Here is an 18,000-nt window from a genome sequence, read left to right on the forward strand (position 1 = left end):
CGGGCGGACGGTCAGGCGACGGTGAACCCGCCATCGACCGGCAGGATCGCGCCGTTCACCATGCTGGCCGCATCCGAGAGCAGGAAGGCGATCACCGACGCCACCTCCTCCGGCTGCGCGAACCGGCGCAGCGGGATCCGCGCCAGCATGGAGCCGGCCTTGGCGGGATCGCTCCAGGCGCGCTCGGCCATCGGCGTCAGCGTCACCACCGGGTTGACGCTGTTGGTGCGGATGCCGAACGGGCCGAGTTCCTGCGCCATCGTCATCGTCAGCGAATCGAGCGCCGCCTTGGACGCGCCATAGGCTGCGTGATCCGGCGTGCCCCAGAGGCTCGCGATCGAGGAGACGTTGACGATCGTCCCCTTCACCCCGCGGCGGATCCAGTCCCGCGCCACGACCTGGGCGACCAGCATCGGCGCCCGCGCGTTCACCGCCATGATCCGGTCGAACATCTCGGCCGTGGTGTCGACGAACGGCGCGAGTTCGGCGATCCCGGCATTGTTGACCAGGGCATCGACCGGCAGCGCCGCCTCCGCCATGGCCGCCGCCGCCGCCGCATCGGCGAGGTCGACGGCGTGGATCCGGCAGCCGGTCTCGGCGGCGAGGCTTGCGAGGTCGTCGGGCGCGCGGCTGGCGGCGATGACCTCCGCGCCCTCCGCCGCGAGCATCGCGACCGCGACCCGGCCGATACCCTTGCCCGCGCCGGTGACCAGGATGCGCCGCCCCGCGAAACGCCCGGTTCCCGAACCTCCCATCGCGTTCCTCCTCAATGTCCCGGCGGGCGCAACGCGGCCCCGCCTTGCGCGTCGAAGAGATGCATGTTGTCGGCCGGCACGGCGAGGTCGATCCGCTCGCCCTCGCGCCAGTGGCGCTCGTTGCGCGGCCGGCGGACGACGACTTCCTGGCCGTCCGCGGTGCGGAAATGCACCTCGATCTGCGCGCCGAGATGCTCGACCACGTCGATCACGCCGCCGATCGCCATCTCGCCGGGGGCGGCGGCGCCGGGCCGCGCATCCTCGCCGCGGAAGCCGACCAGCACGTCGTCCGGCACGGCCACGCCGGGCGGCAGCGGCGCGCGGAGCGACGGCGTGTCGATCACGTCGCGCCCGATGCCGTGGGCGGCGCGCACGAGGTTCATCCGCGGCGCGCCGATGAAGCGGGCGACGAAGGCGTTGGCCGGGCGGGCATAGATGTCGTCCGGCGTGCCCATCTGCTCGACGCGGCCGAAATTCATCACCGTGATGCGATCGCCGAGGCCCATCGCCTCTTCCTGGTCGTGGGTGACGTAGATCGTCGTCATGCCCACCTTGCGGTGGATCCGCAGCAATTCGGCGCGCATGATGGTGCGCAGCTGGGCATCGATGTTCGACAGCGGCTCGTCCATCAGCGAGACCGACGGCTCGCGCGCGATGACGCGCGCCAGGGCGACGCGCTGGCGCTGCCCGCCGGACAGCGCGCGCGGCTTGCGGTCGAGATAGGGCGCGATCTGCACCAGGTTGGCGACGAAGCCGATCCGCCGCTCGATCTCCGCGGCATCGAGGCCGCGCAGCTTCAGGCCGAGCGCGATGTTCTGCCGCACCGTCATGTGCGGATAGAGCGCGTAGTTCTGGAAGACCATGCCGACGTCGCGGCGGGCCGGCGGCAGCAGCGTCACGTCGGTGCCGCCGATCAGGATGCGGCCGGTGCTCGGCGTCTCGAGCCCGGCGATCATGCGCAGCAGCGTCGTCTTGCCGCAGCCCGAGGGGCCGAGCAGCACCATGAACTCGCCGTCGGCGATCGCGAGGTCGACCCGCTGCAGCGCCTCGACCGCGGCAAACCGCTTGGTCACGCCCTCGATGATGATCTCTGCCACGCTTGTCTCCCGCCGGCTACTTCACTGCGCCCAGCGTCAGGCCGCGGGCAATGTATTTGTGGATCGCGATGCCGCCGACGACGACCGGCGCGCAGATCATCACGGCGCAGGACATCACCGTCTGCCACGGGATGATGTAGCCGCCGAGGAATCCCATCATGACGACCGGCGCCGTCCGCGCATCGTTCGAGGGGGTGAGGATGAAGGCGTAGAGCAGGTCGTTCCAGGCGAAGATGCCGGCCAGGATGGCGGCGACGGTGATGCCCGGCAGCGTCAGCGGCAGGGTGATGCGCAGGAAGATGCCGAACCGGCTCATGCCGTCGAGCAGCGCCGCTTCCTCAAGTGCCACCGGAACCGCGCGGAACTGGTCGACCAGCAGCCAGACGACCAGCGGCACGACGAAGGTCTGGTAGATCAGGATCAGCACGACCGGGTTGTTGATCAGCTGCAGGTCGGCCGCGAGAAGATAGAACGGGATCAGCACCACGACGGGGATCAGCATCCAGTTCGTCACGTACCAGAACTGGATCTGCGCGCGGCCGCGGAACTCGTAGCGGGCCAGGGCATAGGCCGCCGGCGCGCCGACCGCGAGGCCGAGCGCCACCGCGCCCACCGTCACGATCACCGAATTGGCGAGGGCGCGCAGCATGTCGTTCTGGGTGATCGCCTTGGCATAACCGGCAAGGTCCGGCGCGAAGCGCCACGCCGGCGGCAGGCGGAAGATCAGCGATTCCGGCTTCAGCGAGGAGGCGATCATCCAGTAGAACGGAAACACGATCACCAGCGCCACGGCGAGCAGGAACAGTCCGTGCAGCAGGGTGAGGGCGCGCTGTTTCATCGCTAGCCCTCCGCCCGGTCCGAATAGAGGAATTTCACCACGGCCTGGGCGAGAAGGATGGTGAAGACGAGCGTCAGCACCGATTCCGCCGAGGCCAGCCCGACATCGAACCCGCGGAAGGCGATACGCTCGATCTTCAGCGAGACCATCTGCGTCGCGTTGCCGGGGCCGCCCTTCTGGATCGAGTAGATCATGTCGAAGGTCTTCACCGTGAAGATCGTCTGGAAGACGAGGCTGGCGACGATGCCCGGCCGCATGTAGGGCAGCTTGATGTGCAGGAAGCGGGCCCAGAAGCTTTCGGTCTCCAGCATCAGCGCCTCCTCGATGTCGCCGGGCACGGTGGCGAGACTGGCCGAGAGCACGAGGGCGACGAAGGGCGTCCATTCCCAGATCTGCGTCACCGTCACCATGCCGAACGCGGCGGTGCCGCTGCCGAGCCAGTCCACCTGGCCGAGGCCGAGGCGATGGCCGAGATAGTTCACGATGCCGAGCTGGGTGTTGAACATCAGCTGGACGAGCATGCCGACCACGCTGGGCGTGGTCGCGATCGGCACCACGAGGAGGATCTGCACGAGGCGGCGCAGCGCGGGGTTCCGGGTCTGGTCGAGCGCCAGCGCGATCGCCATGCCGAGGCCGAGCTCGACCGGCAGGGTGACGATGAGGAACTCGCCGGTCCGCCTGAGGGCGTCGAGAAAGCCGGGGGAGGTGAGCGCGTTGATGTAGTTCTCGAGCCCGGCGAAGGTCGGCGGGCCCATGCCCATCGTCCAGTTATGGAACGAGTAGTAGAGCACGAAGATCGTCGGGTAGAGGCCGACGAGCAGCAGCAGGAAGAGCGACGGCCCGACGAAGAACCACGGCTCCAGCCGGCGCGCCAGCGGCGTCTTCAACGTCGTGCTCGCGGCCGCGAGGCTTGCCGTTCCGTCCGTGTTTGCCATTGGTATCCGTTGCCCGTTTGCAGCGTGCGCCGCCGCGTCGCATGCGCCCCGCCGGACGGGGCGCATGGTTCGCGCCGGAAGATCAGCGCTTCGGCAGGTTGACCGAATTCCAGCAACCCGTCGAGTTCATGTAGTGCTGGAGCTTGGCGTTGAGCAGCTTCAGCCCCTTCGCGACCGGGTATTTGCCGGCCTCGATTTCGGAGCCGTAATCGGAGACCAGTTCAGAGAAATACGGATAGCAGGCGATCTGCGGGCGCCAGTCGGGCACGCTGCCGTTTTCCCAGGTTTCCACCATCGGCTTCAGGTAGGGATATTTCGCATCGAGCGCCGGGTCGGTATCGGCGCTCTTGCGGGCGACCACCGCGCCGTTCTCGATCAGCGGCTGCGCCATCGCCTTGGAGGTCAGCCACTGGATGAACAGCCAGGTCGCGTTCTGCTCCTTCGCCGGAACCTGCGCGCTGACCATGTAGGCGAAGCCGCCGAAGGCCGAGTAGCGGCCATTGGGCCCCTTGGGCTCGACGGTGACGCCGAGATCGTTGCCGATCGAGGAGGCCTTGAGCGTCGGGTAGAAGGCCGACCATTCGGTGATCATCGCCAGCTGCCCCTGGCCCATCAGCTGGACGACCTGCGAGTGATCATCCGCGATGATGCCCTTCGGCATGTATTTCACCAGCTCCTGGCGGAAGGTTTCGCCGGCGATCGCCGCCTTCGAATCCAGCGTCATCTTCTTCGCCTTGGCGTCGAAGTAACGCCCGCCCCAGGGCCAGAGGAAGCGGGTGAAGCTGTCGGCCGTCTGCGTCTCGCCGCGGGCCGACTGCAGCGCGTAGCCGTAGAGGTTCTTCGAGGGATCGTAGAGCTTCGCCGCGTAGTCGTTCAGCAGCTGGGTCCAGGTGGTCGGCGGGCCGGAGAAGCCGTGCTCCTTGAGGATCTTCTTGTTGTAGTAGAGCAGCCCGGCATAGGAATCGAACGGCAGGCCGATGAGCTTGCCGCCCACCGTGAAGGCATGGCGCCAGACCGGAAAGAAATCGCCGATGTCGATGGCGGGATCGGCGATCGCCGTGTCGGCAAGGAAATGATCGACCGGGACGACCCAGTGGGCGCGGGTGAAATCCACCGGCCAGACGACGTCGGTCAGGATCGCGTCGAACTGCTTGCTGTGCGAGACGAAGTTCAGCGTCTCGGCCTTCAGCGTGTTCTCGTACGGGTAGTTCACCCATTTCACGTGGATGCCGGTTTCCTTCTCGAATTCCGGCGTCAGTTTCTCGGCGGCCTTGTAACTCGGCCGGTCGAGCCCGACCACGGTCACCGTCATGCCCTTGTAGGGCGCGGAGGCCTGGGCAAGCGTCCAGGCATGGGCGGTCGGGGCGCTCGCGCCAAGGCCGACGAGCGCGCTCGTCGCCCCTGCCAGCGCGTATTTCAGCACTCTCTGCATGACGTATCCTCCTTGAAAGCGGGGTTGCCGCGACACTTGATTATTTTTTCACATATGCCCGGATTAATCATCGCCTGCAACCGGAATTATCCGGCCGTTCAGGCGTTCGGCAGGATGAGGCTCTTGAGCGCCCCATCGGCGCAGGCCGCCTGAATTTCAAAGGCGCGGGCGCCCTCGGCCAGCGGAAACCGGTGCGTGACGATGCGCGCGACATCGACCCGCCGTTCGGCGACGAGGCGGATGGCGCGCGGATAGACATGGCCCATGCGGCGCGAGAACTTGACGGAAAGCCCCTTGCGCCGCGCCGCCCCGGCGGCAAGCGTGTAGGAATCCCCTTCGGGAATGCCTACGAGGACGATCCGCCCGCCGATCCGCGCGACATCGGCCGCGTGCTGGAATCCCTCCGGCGCGTTGGTCGCCTCGAGCACGAGATCGACGCCGCGGCCATCGGTCCAGGCGGCGATGTCGTGCCGGTCGGCGCTGACGCGGTCGGCACCCAGCGCGCCGGCATGCGCGCGGCGATAGTCTACCGGATCGATCGCCAGGATCTGCCCGACGCCGGCGAGGCGGGCGAGCGCGATCATCAGCAGACCGATCGGCCCGCAACCGATCACCGCAACCGATTCCAGCAGGCGCGGCCTCGCGAGGTCGATGGCATGGATCGCGACGCCGAGCGGTTCCAGCATCATCGTCTCCTCGATCGTGAAATGCTGCGGCACCTTCACGACCTGCCGCGGCTCGATCGCCATGCGTTCGGCCATCGCTCCCTGATAGGGCGGCGCGCCGTTGAACACGGTGTCGGGGCAGAGATTGATCTCGCCGCGATGGCACCATTCGCAATGGCCGCAAGGCATGGCGGGGTCGACCGCGATGAGTTCGCCCTTGGCAAGGCCGAGTTCCGGACGCGCCTCGAGCACGCGGGCGGCGAATTCATGGCCCGGCACGAAAGGCTCGACGATGACCTGGCTGCCGATCGATCCTTCGAGGTAATAATGCAGGTCGCTGCCGCAGACACCGACGCCGGCGACCTCGACGGCAATGCGGTCGTTTCCCGGCACGGGCTCGGGCGCATCGCCGATCGTGATGTCCCGCACGCCGCGGATGTAGAGAGCCTTCATCGTGGTATCCTTTCAGGTCAACGGGGCGGCGCCGAACGGCCGCAGCGCCGGATAGAGCCCGGCATGAGCGCGGCGCAGGCGGGCATAGAGGGCGGCGCGGCCTGCATCCGGGGTGAAGCGCGCGGTCACCGCGCCGGCCATCGCCGATGCGGCCTCGGCAAATCCGGAATACCAGCCCGCGCCGACGGCGGCGGCCATCGCCGCGCCAAGGCTGGTGGCCTCGACCGTCGCCGATCTGAGCACCGGCACGCCATGCGCGTCGGCCAGGATCGCGCACCAGAGGTCGCTTTGCGCGCCGCCGCCGATGGCGACGATCTCGCGCGCGGCGAGCCCGGCCTCGGCCTCGATGCGCGCCATCACCCCGGCCTGCTCCAGGGCGATGCCTTCGTACAGCGCCCGCAGGAGATGCGCCCTGCCGTGATGCGGCGCGAGCCCGACGATCGCGCCGCGCGCGGCGCCGTCCCAGTGCGGCGTCATCACCCCCAGGAAATAGGGCAGGATCATCACCCCGTCCGATCCCGGCGGCAGCGCCGCCGCCGCGGGTTCGAGCTCGGCGAGCAGTGCTGCATCGCCGCCGAAGATGTCGCGCGTCAGCCAGTCGCAAAGCAACGTGCCCGAACGGAGCGAGGTTTCGAGAATATAGCCCTCGCCATCCGCGGCGATCATGGTGCGGAAGCCGCGCCCCACCCGGTAGCTCGCGCTCCGCATTCCGGCGACCACGGCGGTGCCGAGGTTGAGATAGGCCCGGCCCGGCTCCATCACATTCACGCCAAGACCGGCCGCCTGGCCGTCGCCGGCGCCGGCAATCACCTTCAGCCCTTCTTGCAGGCCGGTCGCGCGCGCGGCCTCGGCGGTCAGGCCGCCCAGCTTCGTGCCGGGCGGCAGCGCCGGCGCGAACCGCGCGGCGGACAGCCCGATCGCGTCGAGCAGGTCGTCCGCGTAGCGCTTCGCCGCGAGATCATAGACGCCGAGCGGATCGGCCGATGCGGTGCTGGTCGCGAACCGGCCCGTCAGCCGCTGGACCAGATAGCCATGCACCTCGGCGAACCAGGCGCTGGCGCCGAGCCGCTCCGGCTCGCAGCGGCGCATCCAGGCCAGCTTGTAAAGCGCCGGATTGGGGTCGGGGATCTTGCCGGTGACCCGGTGCAGATGGTCGGCGCCGAGGGCCTCCGCCATCGCAGCGGCATCGCCCGCCGCCCGCCCGTCGAGCCACAGGATCGCCGGCCGAACCGGCCGGAAACCGGCATCGAGCGGCGCGATCGTCTCGCGCTGGTTGGCGATCGCCAGCCCGGCGATCTCGATCCCGTCGAGCCCCGCGGCCAGTTCGGCGAGCGCCGCGCGGCAGGCCCGCCACCAGTCTTCCGGGTCCTGCTCGAACCGGCCTTCGGCATCGGGCGCGAAGGGGAGCCGGGCACGGCCGGTGGCCAGCACGCTTCCCTGCCGGTCGAAGGCCAGCGCCTTGACCGCGCTGGTGCTGCAGTCGAGCCCGATCACGGCCTCCACGGCGGTTCTCCCTGTCTCGCGCGCGCGAAACGCCGGCGCGTCACGCCTTCGCCACCCTGCGGGACGCGCCACGCGCCGCGCCGTCGTCGTTGTCCGCCACCAGGGACGAAGCGGTCCGCTCGTCGGTGATCAGCCCGGTGATCAGCCGGCCGCGCAGCATCGCGGCGATCGCGGCCTGCTTCTCCATCCCGCCCGCCACGGCGACGACCTCGCGATCGCCGCTTTCGGCGAGATCGATGCCGATCAGCCGGTCATGCAGTTCGGTGCGGATGCGCCGCCCCCCGGCGTCGAAGAACGAGCCCAGCGCCTCGGCCACCGCGCCGTCGCGCCGCGCCTGTTCCAGTTCCTCGGGCAGCAGCATGCCGGTCTGGCAGAGCGACGCCGTCCGCCCGATCTCGCCGATGCCCATGACATAGAGACTGGCCTCCGCCGCCACGGCGAACGCCTCGGCCACGCCGCGCTGGCGCAGCAGCACCCGGCGATCGGCGCGCGACTGGGCATAGAACGGCACCGGCGGCAGATAGGCCGCCGCCCCGGTCTTTTCCGCCAGCGCGTGGATCACGTCGAACGGGTTGGCGTCGATCCGCTGCGCGAGCGCGCCGATGATGGAGACGACCTTCAGCCCCTCCCGCGGCTCGCGCGGCAGGTGTTCGACCGTCGCGGCCATGGTGCGGCCATGCCCGAACCCGACGACACGATGCTGGCCGCGGGCGAAGGTTTCATGAAGAAACGCCGCCGCCGCGCGGCCGAGCGAGGAAATGACGCGGGACGATGCGGCGCCGCCCGCCGCGGCCGGAGCGTCGGGCAGCGCGGGAACGACCCGGCAATAGGTCAGGCCATGGCGCTCGATCAGCGTCCGCTCCAGGCCGAGGCAGCCGGCGAGATCGCCCTCGATGAGGATCCGCACGAGGCCGCTGCGCGCGGCGCCGGCGATCAGCCGCTGCACGCGCGCCGGCGGAATGCGAAGCTGCGCGCTGATCTCCGCCTGGGTCAGGGATGCCTCGTAGTAGAGCCACGCCACCCGGGTGACGAGTTCGGTATCGTCGCCGGATGGCCGGTCGCCTCGATCTGTGACCACGTTCCCGCCTGAGATTGATTATTTCTGCTATCGATAAAAAAATAATCATACTTGCGGCGGCAGCGTCAAGACCGGGCGCGCCGCGCCGGCGGCCTCATCGCCGGACCGGCGTCGCCCTGGCATGGTGCTCGGTCGCGGATGGATCGCTACGGCGCGCGCCGCGGCACCACCAGCCGGGCGAGCAGGATCTGCACCACCTCGCCGTTCTGGTTCAGCGTTTCCGACCGCATCACCACCCGCCCGCGATCGGGGCGCGAGGCGGAGGGGGTCATCTCCACGACGTCGGTAACCACACGCAGCACATCGCCCGGCCGCGTCGGCCGGGGCCAGGAGATATCGTTCCCGGCGCCGATCAGCCCGCCGGCGATCGGCACGCTCTCCACCAGCAGTCGCATCGTCACCGCCGCCGTGTGCCAGCCCGAGGCGGCGAGCCCGCCGAACAGCGTCGTCCGCGCCGCCGCATCGTCGAGATGGAAAGGCTGCGGGTCGTATTGCGCGGCGAACTCCCGGATCGCCGCCGCATCGAGCGTCGTCGTGCCGCTTTCGAAGCGGGTGCCCACCGCCAGATCGTCGAAGAACAGGCTCATCCGAGCAGCCGCCCGATCACCCGCGCGGTGTAATCCACCACGGGAATGATGCGCCCGTAATTGATCCGCGTCGGCCCGATCACGCCGATCGCGCCCACGATCCGGTCATCGCGCGAGCGCGCCGGGGCAACCACCATCGACATGCCGGAGGCGCCGAACAGCCCGCTTTCGGCGCCGATGAAGATGCGCACGCCTTCCGAGCGCTCGGCCAGTTCGAGCAGCTTCAGCATCGTCTCCTGCGCCTCCAGCCGCTCGAAGAGCTGCTGCACCGAGGCGAGTTTTTCCAGTTGGTCGACATCGGCGAGCAGCCGCGCCTGGCCGCGCACGATCAGCGAACCGCCCCTGCCCTCGTCCGACCAGGTCGCAAGACCGGCCTCGACGATGCCGGCGGCGAGATCGTCCAGCGCCGAGCGGTCCGCCCTCATGTCGTCGGCCACGCGAACGCGCAATTCGCCGAGCGACAGGCCGGAGAGCTGGGCATTGAGGTAGTTGCTCGCCTCCTGCAGCGCCGAGGGCGGCACGCCGGGCGGCGTCTCGATCACCCGGTTCTCGACCTGGCCATCCGCCGAGACCAGCACGACGAGGGCGCGGCCGGAACTCAGCGGCACGAATTCGATATGCTTGACCGCCCCTTCCGATTTCGGCGCCAGCACGATCCCGGCCGCCTGCGACAGGCCCGAGAGCAGGGCGGAGGCCTCGGTGAGCGTGTCCTGGATCGACCGGCCGGACTGGGCGAGCGCCGCCTCGATCCGCTCGCGCTCCTCGTCCGACAATTCGCCGAAATGCAGCAAACCGTCGACGAAGAGGCGCAAGCCCCGCTCGGTCGGCAGCCGTCCGGCCGAGATATGCGGCGAGAACAGCAGCCCGGCATCGGTCAGGTCCGCCATGACGTTGCGGATCGTCGCCGGCGACAGGCCCATCGGCAGCAGGCGCGAGAGCGTGCGGCTGCCCACCGGCTCGCCGGTCTCGACATATTGCTCGACGATTTCACGCAGCACCGCGGCGGAGCGTTCATCAAGCCCCGGCGGCAGCCGCACCGGCCCGACCGCCGGCTTTGGCCGACCGGCGCGGGCGGAGGAACGCTTGGATGTCTGGTCCATGGCGCCAGAGTCGGGTATCGCGGGGCGAAAATCAAGCGACACGTTTCAGCCGACAGGAGAGGCTTCATGCCCGAAATCAAGAGACCGAGCGGCCGCATGGCCGATGCGCTGCGCCAGGTGGAGATCGTCACCGGCTTCTCCCGCCATGCCGAGGGCTCGGCGCTGATCCGCATGGGCGGCACCGAGGTGCTGTGCGCGGCGAGCGTGGAGGGCCGGGTGCCGGGCTTCCTGCGCGGCGCCGGCCAGGGCTGGGTGACGGCGGAATACGGCATGCTGCCGCGCGCGACCCACACCCGCGGCGACCGCGAGGCGGCGCGCGGCAAGCAGTCCGGCCGCACACAGGAAATCCAGCGGCTGATCGGCCGCTCGCTGCGCGCGGTGGTGGACCGCACGGCGCTGGGCGAAATGACCATCACCCTCGATTGCGACGTGCTGAACGCCGATGGCGGCACGCGCTGTGCCGCGATCACCGGCGCCTGGGTCGCGCTCGCGCTCGCGATTCGCACGCTGCGCAAGGCGAACGTGATCGCGACCGACCCGCTGATTGGCCAGGTTGCGGCCGTCTCCTGCGGCGTGTTCGGGGGCGTCCCGGTGCTCGACCTCGATTACGCCGAGGATTCCAACGCCGAGGCGGACGCCAATTTCGTCCTCACCGGCACGGGCGGCATCGTCGAGATCCAGGCGACCGCCGAACGGGCGACCTTCGAGGAGGCGACCTTCGGCACCCTGCTCGGCCTTGCCCGCAAGGGCACCGCCGAGTTGTTCGCGGCACAGCGCGCGGCCCTCGATGCGGCCTGAGGCGGCGATGCGGCTCGAACGCGGCCAGCGGGTGGTGATCGCCACCCACAATGCCGGCAAGCTCGCCGAATTCGCCCTGCTGCTCGCCCCGCACGGGCTCGATTGTGTATCTTCCGGCGCGCTCGGCCTGAAGGAGCCGGTGGAGGACGCGCCGGATTTCGCCGGTAATGCGCGGATCAAGGCGCTCGCGGCGGCGACAACGAGCGGTCTCGCGGCGATCGCCGACGATTCGGGGCTGGAGGTCGCCGCCCTCGGCGGCGCGCCCGGCGTGCGCTCGGCGCGCTTCGCGCAGGAGGCGGGCGGCTATGCCGCGGCGATGGCGAACATCATCGCCGCCAGCCGGGCGGACGACCGCGCCGCCTTCGCCGCCGCCATCTGCCTCGCGACACCCGAAGGACGGACCTTCACCTATCTCGGCTGGTGCCGCGGGCGCATCGCCCCCGCGCCGCGCGGCGATGGCGGCTTCGGCTACGATCCGGTCTTCGTGCCGCTCGGCGAGACGCGCAGTTTCGCCGAACTCGACAAGGCGGAAAAATCGGCGATCAGCCACCGCTACCGGGCGCTGCGGCAGTTCGCCGCGGCGCATCTCGGCTGAAGATCTTCCGGCCGGTTACTCGGCCGGAATCTTCTCCACCGCCGGCGCCGTCATCGGAACCGGCAGGAAGCGCGCATAGTCGCGCGGCACCACCATCCAGAACCGCGCCAGCGTGCGCTCCCACTCGTTGAGCAGGCGCTCGGCATAGAGGCTCTGCGTCTCGCGCGCGTGCTCGGTCACGAGGTCGCGCAGATGCTGCGCCCAGTAGGCCTCCGTCACCCGATTCCAAAGCAGCGTGTCGGGGTTGACCCGCAGCTCGAAATCGGCGGCCGGATCGTAGACGAAGGCGATGCCGCCGGTGAAGCCGGCACCGAAATTGTCGCCCACCGGCCCGAGAATCACGACCGTTCCGCCGGTCATGTATTCGCAGGCATTCGACCCTGCCCCCTCGACCACCGCCACGGCGCCGGAATTGCGCACCGCGAAGCGCTCGCCCGCCTGGCCGGCGGCGAACAGCCGGCCCGAGGTTGCGCCGTAGAGGCAGGTATTGCCGATGATCGTGTTATCCTGGCTGACAAGCGTCGAGGACGGCGCCGGCCGCACCACGATGGTCGCCCCGGACAGGCCCTTGCCGACATAGTCGTTGGCATCGCCGAAGACCTCGAGCTTGAGCCCGCGCACCGCGAAGGCGCCGAGCGACTGGCCCGCCGCCCCGCGCAGCCGCACGGTGACGTGGTCGGCCTGCAGGTCGGCGCCGCGCTTGCGCCGCACGATCTGTCCCGAGAACTTGGTGCCGATCGCGCGATGCGTGTTGCGGATGCCGTATTGCAGCTGCATCTTCTCGCCGCGCTCGAAGAACGGTGTCGCATCCTCGATCATCTGCGCATCCAGCGTCTCCGGCACCTCGTTGCGGCCCTGCAGCGTGCAGAAGCGCGCATAGGGGCCGGGGTCGGCCTGGGCGAGCAGCGCGTTGAGATCGAGATCGTCGAGCAGCTCGGAGCCGCGCGAGATCTGGTGCAGGTAGTCGGTGCGGCCGATCACGTCCTCGAGCCGGCGGACGCCGAGCGAGGCGAGGATGTGTCGCACATCCTCGGCGATGAAGGAGAACAGGTTGATCACCTTCTCCGGCGTGCCCTCGAACTTCGCGCGCAGCGCCTCGTCCTGCGTGCACACGCCGACCGGGCAGGTGTTGGAATGGCACTGGCGCACCATGATGCAGCCCATCGCCACCAGCGAGGCGGTGCCGATGCCGAATTCCTCGGCGCCGAGCATGGCCGCGATCACCACGTCACGCCCGGTCTTGATGCCGCCATCGGTGCGCAGCTTCACCATGTGGCGCAGCCGGTTGAGCATCAGCACCTGATGTGTCTCCGACAGGCCCATCTCCCAGGGCAGGCCGGCATATTTGATCGAGGTCTGCGGCGAGGCGCCGGTGCCGCCGGAATGGCCGGAGATCAGGATCGCATCCGCCTTCGCCTTCGCCACGCCGGCCGCGATGGTGCCGATGCCCGAGCGCGAGACGAGCTTCACGCACACCGTCGCCTGCGGGTTGATCTGCTTGAGATCGTAGATCAGCTGGGCGAGATCCTCGATCGAGTAGATGTCGTGATGCGGCGGCGGGCTGATCAGCATCACCCCCGGCGTCGAATGCCGGAGCTTGGCGATCAGCTCGGTAACCTTGAAGCCGGGCAGCTGGCCGCCCTCGCCGGGCTTGGCACCCTGGGCGACCTTGATCTCGATCTCGCGGCAGTTGTTGAGATATTCCGCCGTCACGCCGAAACGGCCCGAGGCGATCTGCTTGATCGCCGACGACGCGTTATCGCCGTTCGGCCGCGGCGTCGCCCGTGCCGCGTCCTCGCCGCCCTCGCCCGAATCCGAGCGCGCGCCGATGCGGTTCATCGCGATCGACAGCGTCTCGTGCGCCTCGGGGCTGAGCGCGCCGAGCGAAATGCCCGGTGCGACAAGCCGCTTGCGGATTTCGGTGATGCTCTCGACCTCGTCCACCGGGATCGGCGTCATCCCCTCGCTGCGGAAATCGAGCAGGTCGCGCAGCGCCACCGGCGGCTGGGCGTTCACCGCATCGGCGTATTTGCGATACAGCGTGAAGCTGTCGGTCGCGACCGCGGTCTGCAGCATGTGGACCATCTGCCCGTCGAACGCATGCGTCTCGCCCTTGCGGCGCAGGCGATAGGCGCCGCCGACCGGCAGGGTGACGGCATCCGAATCCCAGGCGGTGCGGTGCAGTTCCAGCATCTTGTGGGCGATGCCGGGCAGGCCGATGCCGGAAATCCGCGAGGGCATGCCGGGGAAGAATTCCGCCACCAGCGCGCGCGAGAGTCCGATCGCCTCGAAATTGTAGCCGCCGCGATAGGACGAGATCACCGAGATGCCGAGCTTCGACATCACCTTGAGCAATCCCTTGTTCACCGCCTTCTTGTAGCGGCCGATGCACTCCTTCAGGCTGATCGATCCGAACAGGCCGCGGCGATGCCGGTCGGCGATGCTTTCCTGCGCGAGATAGGCGTTGATCGTGGTCGCCCCCACGCCGATCAGCACGGCGAAGTAATGCACGTCCATGCATTCGGCGGCGCGCACGTTGAGGCTGGTGAAGGTCCGCAGCGACTGGCGGACGAGATGCGTGTGCACGGCGCCGGTGGCGAGGATCATCGGGATCGGCGCATGCGCCTCGTCAAACGTCTCGTCAGTGAGGATGACATGCGTGCAGCCCGCGCGCACGCCTTCCTCGGCCTCGCGGCGGATCCGCTCGATCGCGGCGCGCAGCCCGCCCTCGCCATCGGCGACCGGGAAGGTGCAGTTCACCACGCAGGCATTGTCGCCCATCGTCCGGCGCATCGCGTCGAACTCGGCGGTCGAGAGAACCGGGCTTTCCAGCTGCAACAGATCGCACTGGCTGGAATCCTCGTCGAGCACGTTGCCGAGATTGCCGAGCCGCGTCTTCAGCGACATCACGCGGCTTTCGCGCAGACTGTCGATCGCGGGGTTGGTGACCTGGCTGAAGCTCTGGCGGAAATAGTGATGCAACCCGCGATAACGCTCCGACAGCACGGCGATCGGCGTGTCGTCGCCCATCGAGCCGGTCGCCTCGTTGGCGTCCTCGACCATCGGATGCAGGATGAGTTCGAGCTCCTCCAGCGTGTAGCCGACGCCGAGCTGGCGGCGGCGCAGCGCCTCGCCCTCGAAGAGAACCGGCTCCGGCGCATCGGTTTTCACGATATGGTCGATCACCTTGATGCCGGCGGTCCAGGCGCCGAAATCCTGCCGGGCGGCGAGATCGTCCATCAGCTCGGCATGATGGTAGAAGCGGCCATCGGCGAGATCGACGGCGATGGTCTCGCCCGGCCCGACGCGGCCGCGCTCGACGATCTCCGCCTCCTCGCGCTTGACCATGCCGGTTTCCGAGCCGACGATCAGCAGCCCGTCGCTGGTGCGGGTGAAGCGCAGCGGCCGCAGCCCGTTGCGGTCGAGCCCGGCGATGACGTAGCGGCCATCCGTCGCGGTGATCGCGGCCGGCCCGTCCCACGGCTCCATCACCGCGTTGCAATAGCTGATCAGGTTGCGATGCGCGGCCTTCATCGTCGCATCGGCGCCGATCGAGGGCGGGATCATCAGCGTCTTCGCCATCATCGCGTCGCGGCCGCCATGCACCAGCAGTTCGAAGACGGCATCGAGCGTCGCGGTGTCGGAACTGCCGGCCTGGATCACCGGCTTGATGTCGCCGAGATAATCATCGAGCGCGCCGGCGGCGAGGCGCGTCTCGTGGCTCTTCATCCAGTTCACGTTGCCGGCCAGCGTGTTAATCTCGCCGTTATGCGCAAGGCAGCGGAACGGCTGGGCGAGCCGCCAGGTGGGGAAGGTGTTGGTCGAATAGCGCTGGTGGTAAATCGCGAAGCGCGAGACGAACCGCTCGTCGAGCAGGTCGGGGTAGAACTCCGTCAGGCTCTCGGCGAGGAACATGCCCTTGTAGATGATCGAGCGGCAGGAGAGCGAGCAGATGTAAAGCTCGGGAATCTGCGCCGCGATCGCTTCCTTCTCGATCCGCCGGCGGATCACGTAGAGGTCGCGCTCGTACTCCTCCTCGGACTTGCCGAGCGCGTTCCACACCATGATCTGCTCGATCTCGGGGCGGGTCGCGTTCGCCTTCTCGCCGATGCAGGAGACGTCGATCGGCACCTGGCGCCAGCCATAGATGCGGTAGCCGAAATTCAGGATCTCGGTCTCGACGATCTGCCGGCAGCGCTCCTGCGCGCCGAGATCGGTCTTGGGCAGGAACACCATGCCCACCGCGATCGGCCCGCGGCGCATGCGGTCGCCGCCGCGCTCCACCGCATCGGCGAAGAAATCCTGCGGAATCTCGACATGGATGCCGGCGCCATCGCCGGTCTTGCCATCGGCATCGACCGCGCCGCGATGCCAGACGGCTTTCAGGGCGTCGATTCCGGCGACGACGACGTCGCGCCGCTTGCGGCCATCGAGCGCCGCGATCAGGCCGACGCCGCAGGCATCGTGTTCCTGCGCCGGATCGTAGCTGCCGGCGAGGGCCGTGGTGTTGCGCTGCCAGGCGGCGAGAAATTCGGAGGCGGTTTCATGGGTCATGGTCATCACTCCGCGGCGGTGGCGAGCGCGCCGTCGGGGCGCGCGGCGGCGGTTTCGAGATAGGCGTGCATGGCGTCGGCGGCATCGCGGCCGTCCTTGATCGCCCAGACGACGAGGCTGGCGCCGCGCACGATGTCGCCGGCGGCGAACACGCCGGGCAGCGCGGTCATGAAACTCTTCGAATCGACCTTCAGCGTGCCCCAGCGGGTCAGCGTGAGGCCCGGCTCGTTGAAGGCGCCGGGCAGATCCTCGGGGTCGAAGCCGAGCGCCTTTATGACGAGATCGGCCTCGATGGTGAATTCCGAACCCGCGATGGGCTCGACCGTCTGGCGGCCCGAGGCATCGGCGAGGCCGAGATGCATCCGCACCGCCTTCACCGCACTGACCCGCCCGGCGCCGACGAAGGCCTCCGGCGCGGAGAGCCAGGTGAACTCGACACCCTCGTCGATCGCGTTCGCGACCTCGCGCGCCGAGCCGGGCATGTTGGCGCGGTCGCGCCGATAGAGGCAGGTGACGGCGGCGGCGTCCTGGCGGATCGCGGTGCGGACACAGTCCATCGCCGTGTCGCCGCCGCCGATGACGACGACGCGCTTGCCGGCGGCGTTCAAGGCACCCGAATCATAGTCCGGCACCGCATCGCCCAGCCCCTTGCGGTTCGAGGCGATGAGATAGTCGAGCGCCGGCACCACGCCGTCGAGCCGGCTGCCCGGCACGTCGATCTCGCGCGCCTTGTAGACGCCGGTGGCGACCAGCACCGCGTCGTAGCGCGCGCGCAGCTCGGCAAAGCTCAGGGCGCCGCCGATATCCTCGTTCAGATGGAAATGGATGCCGCCGTCCTCGAGCCAGGCGCGCCGCCGGGCGACGATCTCCTTCTCCAGCTTGAAGCCGGGAATGCCGTAGATCAGCAGCCCGCCCACCCGGTCGTGCCGGTCATGGACATGCACCTGATACCCCTTGCGCCGCAGCGCCTCGGCGGCGGCGAGGCCGGCCGGCCCGGCGCCGATGATGCCGACACTCTGCGCGCGCTCGCGCCGCGGGCGGATCGGCCGGACCCAGCCATTCTCGAAGGCGGTGTCGGTGATGTAGCGCTCGACGGCGCCGATGGTCACGCTCTCGAACCCCTTCTCGATGACGCAATTGCCCTCGCAGAGCCGGTCCTGCGGGCAGATGCGGCCGCAGATTTCGGGGAACGTGTTGGTGGCGGCGGAAATCTCGTAGGCTTCCTCGAGCCGCCCCTCGGCCGAGAGCTTCAGCCAGTCGGGGATGTTGTTGCCGAGCGGGCAATGCACCTGACAGAACGGAATCCCGCACTGGCTGCACCGGCTGGCCTGGGCCGCCGCGTCCTTCGGGTCGAAATCGCGATAGATCTCGCCGAAATCCTCGCGGCGTTCGACGGCGGCGCGCTTTTCCGGCGGCTGCTGCGCAAGACGCACGAATTGCTGCATGTGCTCGGTCATCGGCACAACTCCGTTCCGTGGATAGCTGTTTCCGGCAGTATCTAGCTCACGGGAACGGAGATTGCCAGCAATAATTCGATGTTAAGTCATATCAACTGCCATATATGCTCGATTACCAGCTCTGCGCCCTCGTCACCGCGGTTTTGTGACAGA

General features: G+C 68.8%; 14 protein-coding genes. 2 read left to right on the forward strand and 12 right to left on the reverse strand.

The window, feature by feature from the left end; translation table 11 throughout:
• Positions 1-11: 11 nt before the first annotated feature.
• The 10 genes from RT91_RS09225 to hrcA form a co-directional block, all read right to left on the reverse strand.
• Positions 12-755: an SDR family oxidoreductase gene (locus RT91_RS09225; protein WP_007421927.1), complete on the reverse strand. Its 744-nt coding sequence runs from the start codon at positions 753-755 to the stop codon at positions 12-14.
• 11 nt (positions 756-766) lie between these two features.
• Positions 767-1,852, reverse strand: coding sequence for an ABC transporter ATP-binding protein (locus RT91_RS09230; RefSeq protein WP_007421926.1), 1,086 nt, complete (start codon positions 1,850-1,852; stop codon positions 767-769).
• Between the two features lie 16 nt (positions 1,853-1,868).
• Positions 1,869-2,690: a carbohydrate ABC transporter permease gene (locus RT91_RS09235; RefSeq protein WP_007421925.1), complete on the reverse strand. Its 822-nt coding sequence runs from the start codon at positions 2,688-2,690 to the stop codon at positions 1,869-1,871.
• Between the two features lie 2 nt (positions 2,691-2,692).
• Positions 2,693-3,625, reverse strand: a complete 933-nt coding sequence (locus RT91_RS09240) for a carbohydrate ABC transporter permease (RefSeq protein WP_007421924.1) — start codon at positions 3,623-3,625, stop codon at positions 2,693-2,695.
• Between the two features lie 82 nt (positions 3,626-3,707).
• Entirely contained in the window at positions 3,708-5,057 is a 1,350-nt protein-coding gene (locus RT91_RS09245; protein ID WP_035186958.1) for an ABC transporter substrate-binding protein, read from the reverse strand.
• A 98-nt stretch (positions 5,058-5,155) separates the two neighbouring features.
• A complete protein-coding gene (locus RT91_RS09250; protein ID WP_035186960.1) occupies positions 5,156-6,175 on the reverse strand; it encodes a zinc-binding dehydrogenase in 1,020 nt (339 codons plus the stop codon).
• 12 nt (positions 6,176-6,187) lie between these two features.
• Positions 6,188-7,678, reverse strand: coding sequence for an FGGY-family carbohydrate kinase (locus RT91_RS09255; RefSeq protein ID WP_035186963.1), 1,491 nt, complete (start codon positions 7,676-7,678; stop codon positions 6,188-6,190).
• Positions 7,679-7,718: 40 nt separating this feature from the next.
• Positions 7,719-8,756 carry a sugar-binding transcriptional regulator gene (locus RT91_RS09260; RefSeq protein ID WP_035186966.1) on the reverse strand — a complete coding sequence of 346 codons (1,038 nt, stop codon included), beginning with the start codon at positions 8,754-8,756 and terminating at the stop codon, positions 7,719-7,721.
• A 146-nt stretch (positions 8,757-8,902) separates the two neighbouring features.
• Complete coding sequence (locus RT91_RS09265) at positions 8,903-9,343, reverse strand: MaoC family dehydratase (RefSeq protein WP_035186967.1); 441 nt, start codon at positions 9,341-9,343, stop codon at positions 8,903-8,905.
• Positions 9,340-10,443, reverse strand: a complete 1,104-nt coding sequence (gene hrcA / locus RT91_RS09270; RefSeq protein WP_007421917.1) for a heat-inducible transcriptional repressor HrcA — start codon at positions 10,441-10,443, stop codon at positions 9,340-9,342. The genes RT91_RS09265 and hrcA overlap by 4 nt, the downstream gene beginning before the upstream one ends.
• 66 nt (positions 10,444-10,509) lie before the next feature.
• Between hrcA and rph the strand changes: the two genes are divergently transcribed.
• Positions 10,510-11,241 (forward strand): ribonuclease PH, encoded by a 732-nt coding sequence (gene rph / locus RT91_RS09275; RefSeq protein WP_007421918.1) that lies wholly within the window; start codon positions 10,510-10,512, stop codon positions 11,239-11,241.
• Positions 11,242-11,248: 7 nt separating this feature from the next.
• The gene (gene rdgB, locus RT91_RS09280) at positions 11,249-11,836 is read left to right on the forward strand and encodes an RdgB/HAM1 family non-canonical purine NTP pyrophosphatase (protein ID WP_011942406.1); all 588 of its coding nucleotides are present in this window, start codon (positions 11,249-11,251) and stop codon (positions 11,834-11,836) included.
• 15 nt (positions 11,837-11,851) lie between these two features.
• Here rdgB and gltB read toward each other — a convergent pair whose 3' ends face one another.
• The gene (gltB, locus tag RT91_RS09285) at positions 11,852-16,390 is read right to left on the reverse strand and encodes a glutamate synthase large subunit (RefSeq protein WP_011942407.1); all 4,539 of its coding nucleotides are present in this window, start codon (positions 16,388-16,390) and stop codon (positions 11,852-11,854) included.
• A 5-nt stretch (positions 16,391-16,395) separates the two neighbouring features.
• The gene (locus RT91_RS09290; protein ID WP_011942408.1) at positions 16,396-17,847 is read right to left on the reverse strand and encodes an NAD(P)-dependent oxidoreductase; all 1,452 of its coding nucleotides are present in this window, start codon (positions 17,845-17,847) and stop codon (positions 16,396-16,398) included.
• Between the last annotated feature and the right edge of the window lie 153 nt (positions 17,848-18,000).

The sequence above is a fragment of the Acidiphilium sp. JA12-A1 genome (genome assembly GCF_000724705.2).
In the GTDB taxonomy this organism is placed as follows: domain Bacteria; phylum Pseudomonadota; class Alphaproteobacteria; order Acetobacterales; family Acetobacteraceae; genus Acidiphilium; species Acidiphilium multivorum.

Coding starts and splice junctions, on each gene's coding strand:
- rdgB (WP_011942406.1), top strand. CDS start 11,249: ATGCGGCTCGAACGCGGCCAGCGGGTGGTGATCGCCACCCACAATGCC.
- RT91_RS09240 (WP_007421924.1), bottom strand. CDS start 3,625: ATGGCAAACACGGACGGAACGGCAAGCCTCGCGGCCGCGAGCACGACG.
- RT91_RS09235 (WP_007421925.1), bottom strand. CDS start 2,690: ATGAAACAGCGCGCCCTCACCCTGCTGCACGGACTGTTCCTGCTCGCC.
- RT91_RS09290 (WP_011942408.1), bottom strand. CDS start 17,847: ATGACCGAGCACATGCAGCAATTCGTGCGTCTTGCGCAGCAGCCGCCG.
- RT91_RS09250 (WP_035186960.1), bottom strand. CDS start 6,175: ATGAAGGCTCTCTACATCCGCGGCGTGCGGGACATCACGATCGGCGAT.
- gltB (WP_011942407.1), bottom strand. CDS start 16,390: ATGACCCATGAAACCGCCTCCGAATTTCTCGCCGCCTGGCAGCGCAAC.
- RT91_RS09245 (WP_035186958.1), bottom strand. CDS start 5,057: ATGCAGAGAGTGCTGAAATACGCGCTGGCAGGGGCGACGAGCGCGCTC.
- RT91_RS09265 (WP_035186967.1), bottom strand. CDS start 9,343: ATGAGCCTGTTCTTCGACGATCTGGCGGTGGGCACCCGCTTCGAAAGC.
- rph (WP_007421918.1), top strand. CDS start 10,510: ATGCCCGAAATCAAGAGACCGAGCGGCCGCATGGCCGATGCGCTGCGC.
- hrcA (WP_007421917.1), bottom strand. CDS start 10,443: ATGGACCAGACATCCAAGCGTTCCTCCGCCCGCGCCGGTCGGCCAAAG.
- RT91_RS09225 (WP_007421927.1), bottom strand. CDS start 755: ATGGGAGGTTCGGGAACCGGGCGTTTCGCGGGGCGGCGCATCCTGGTC.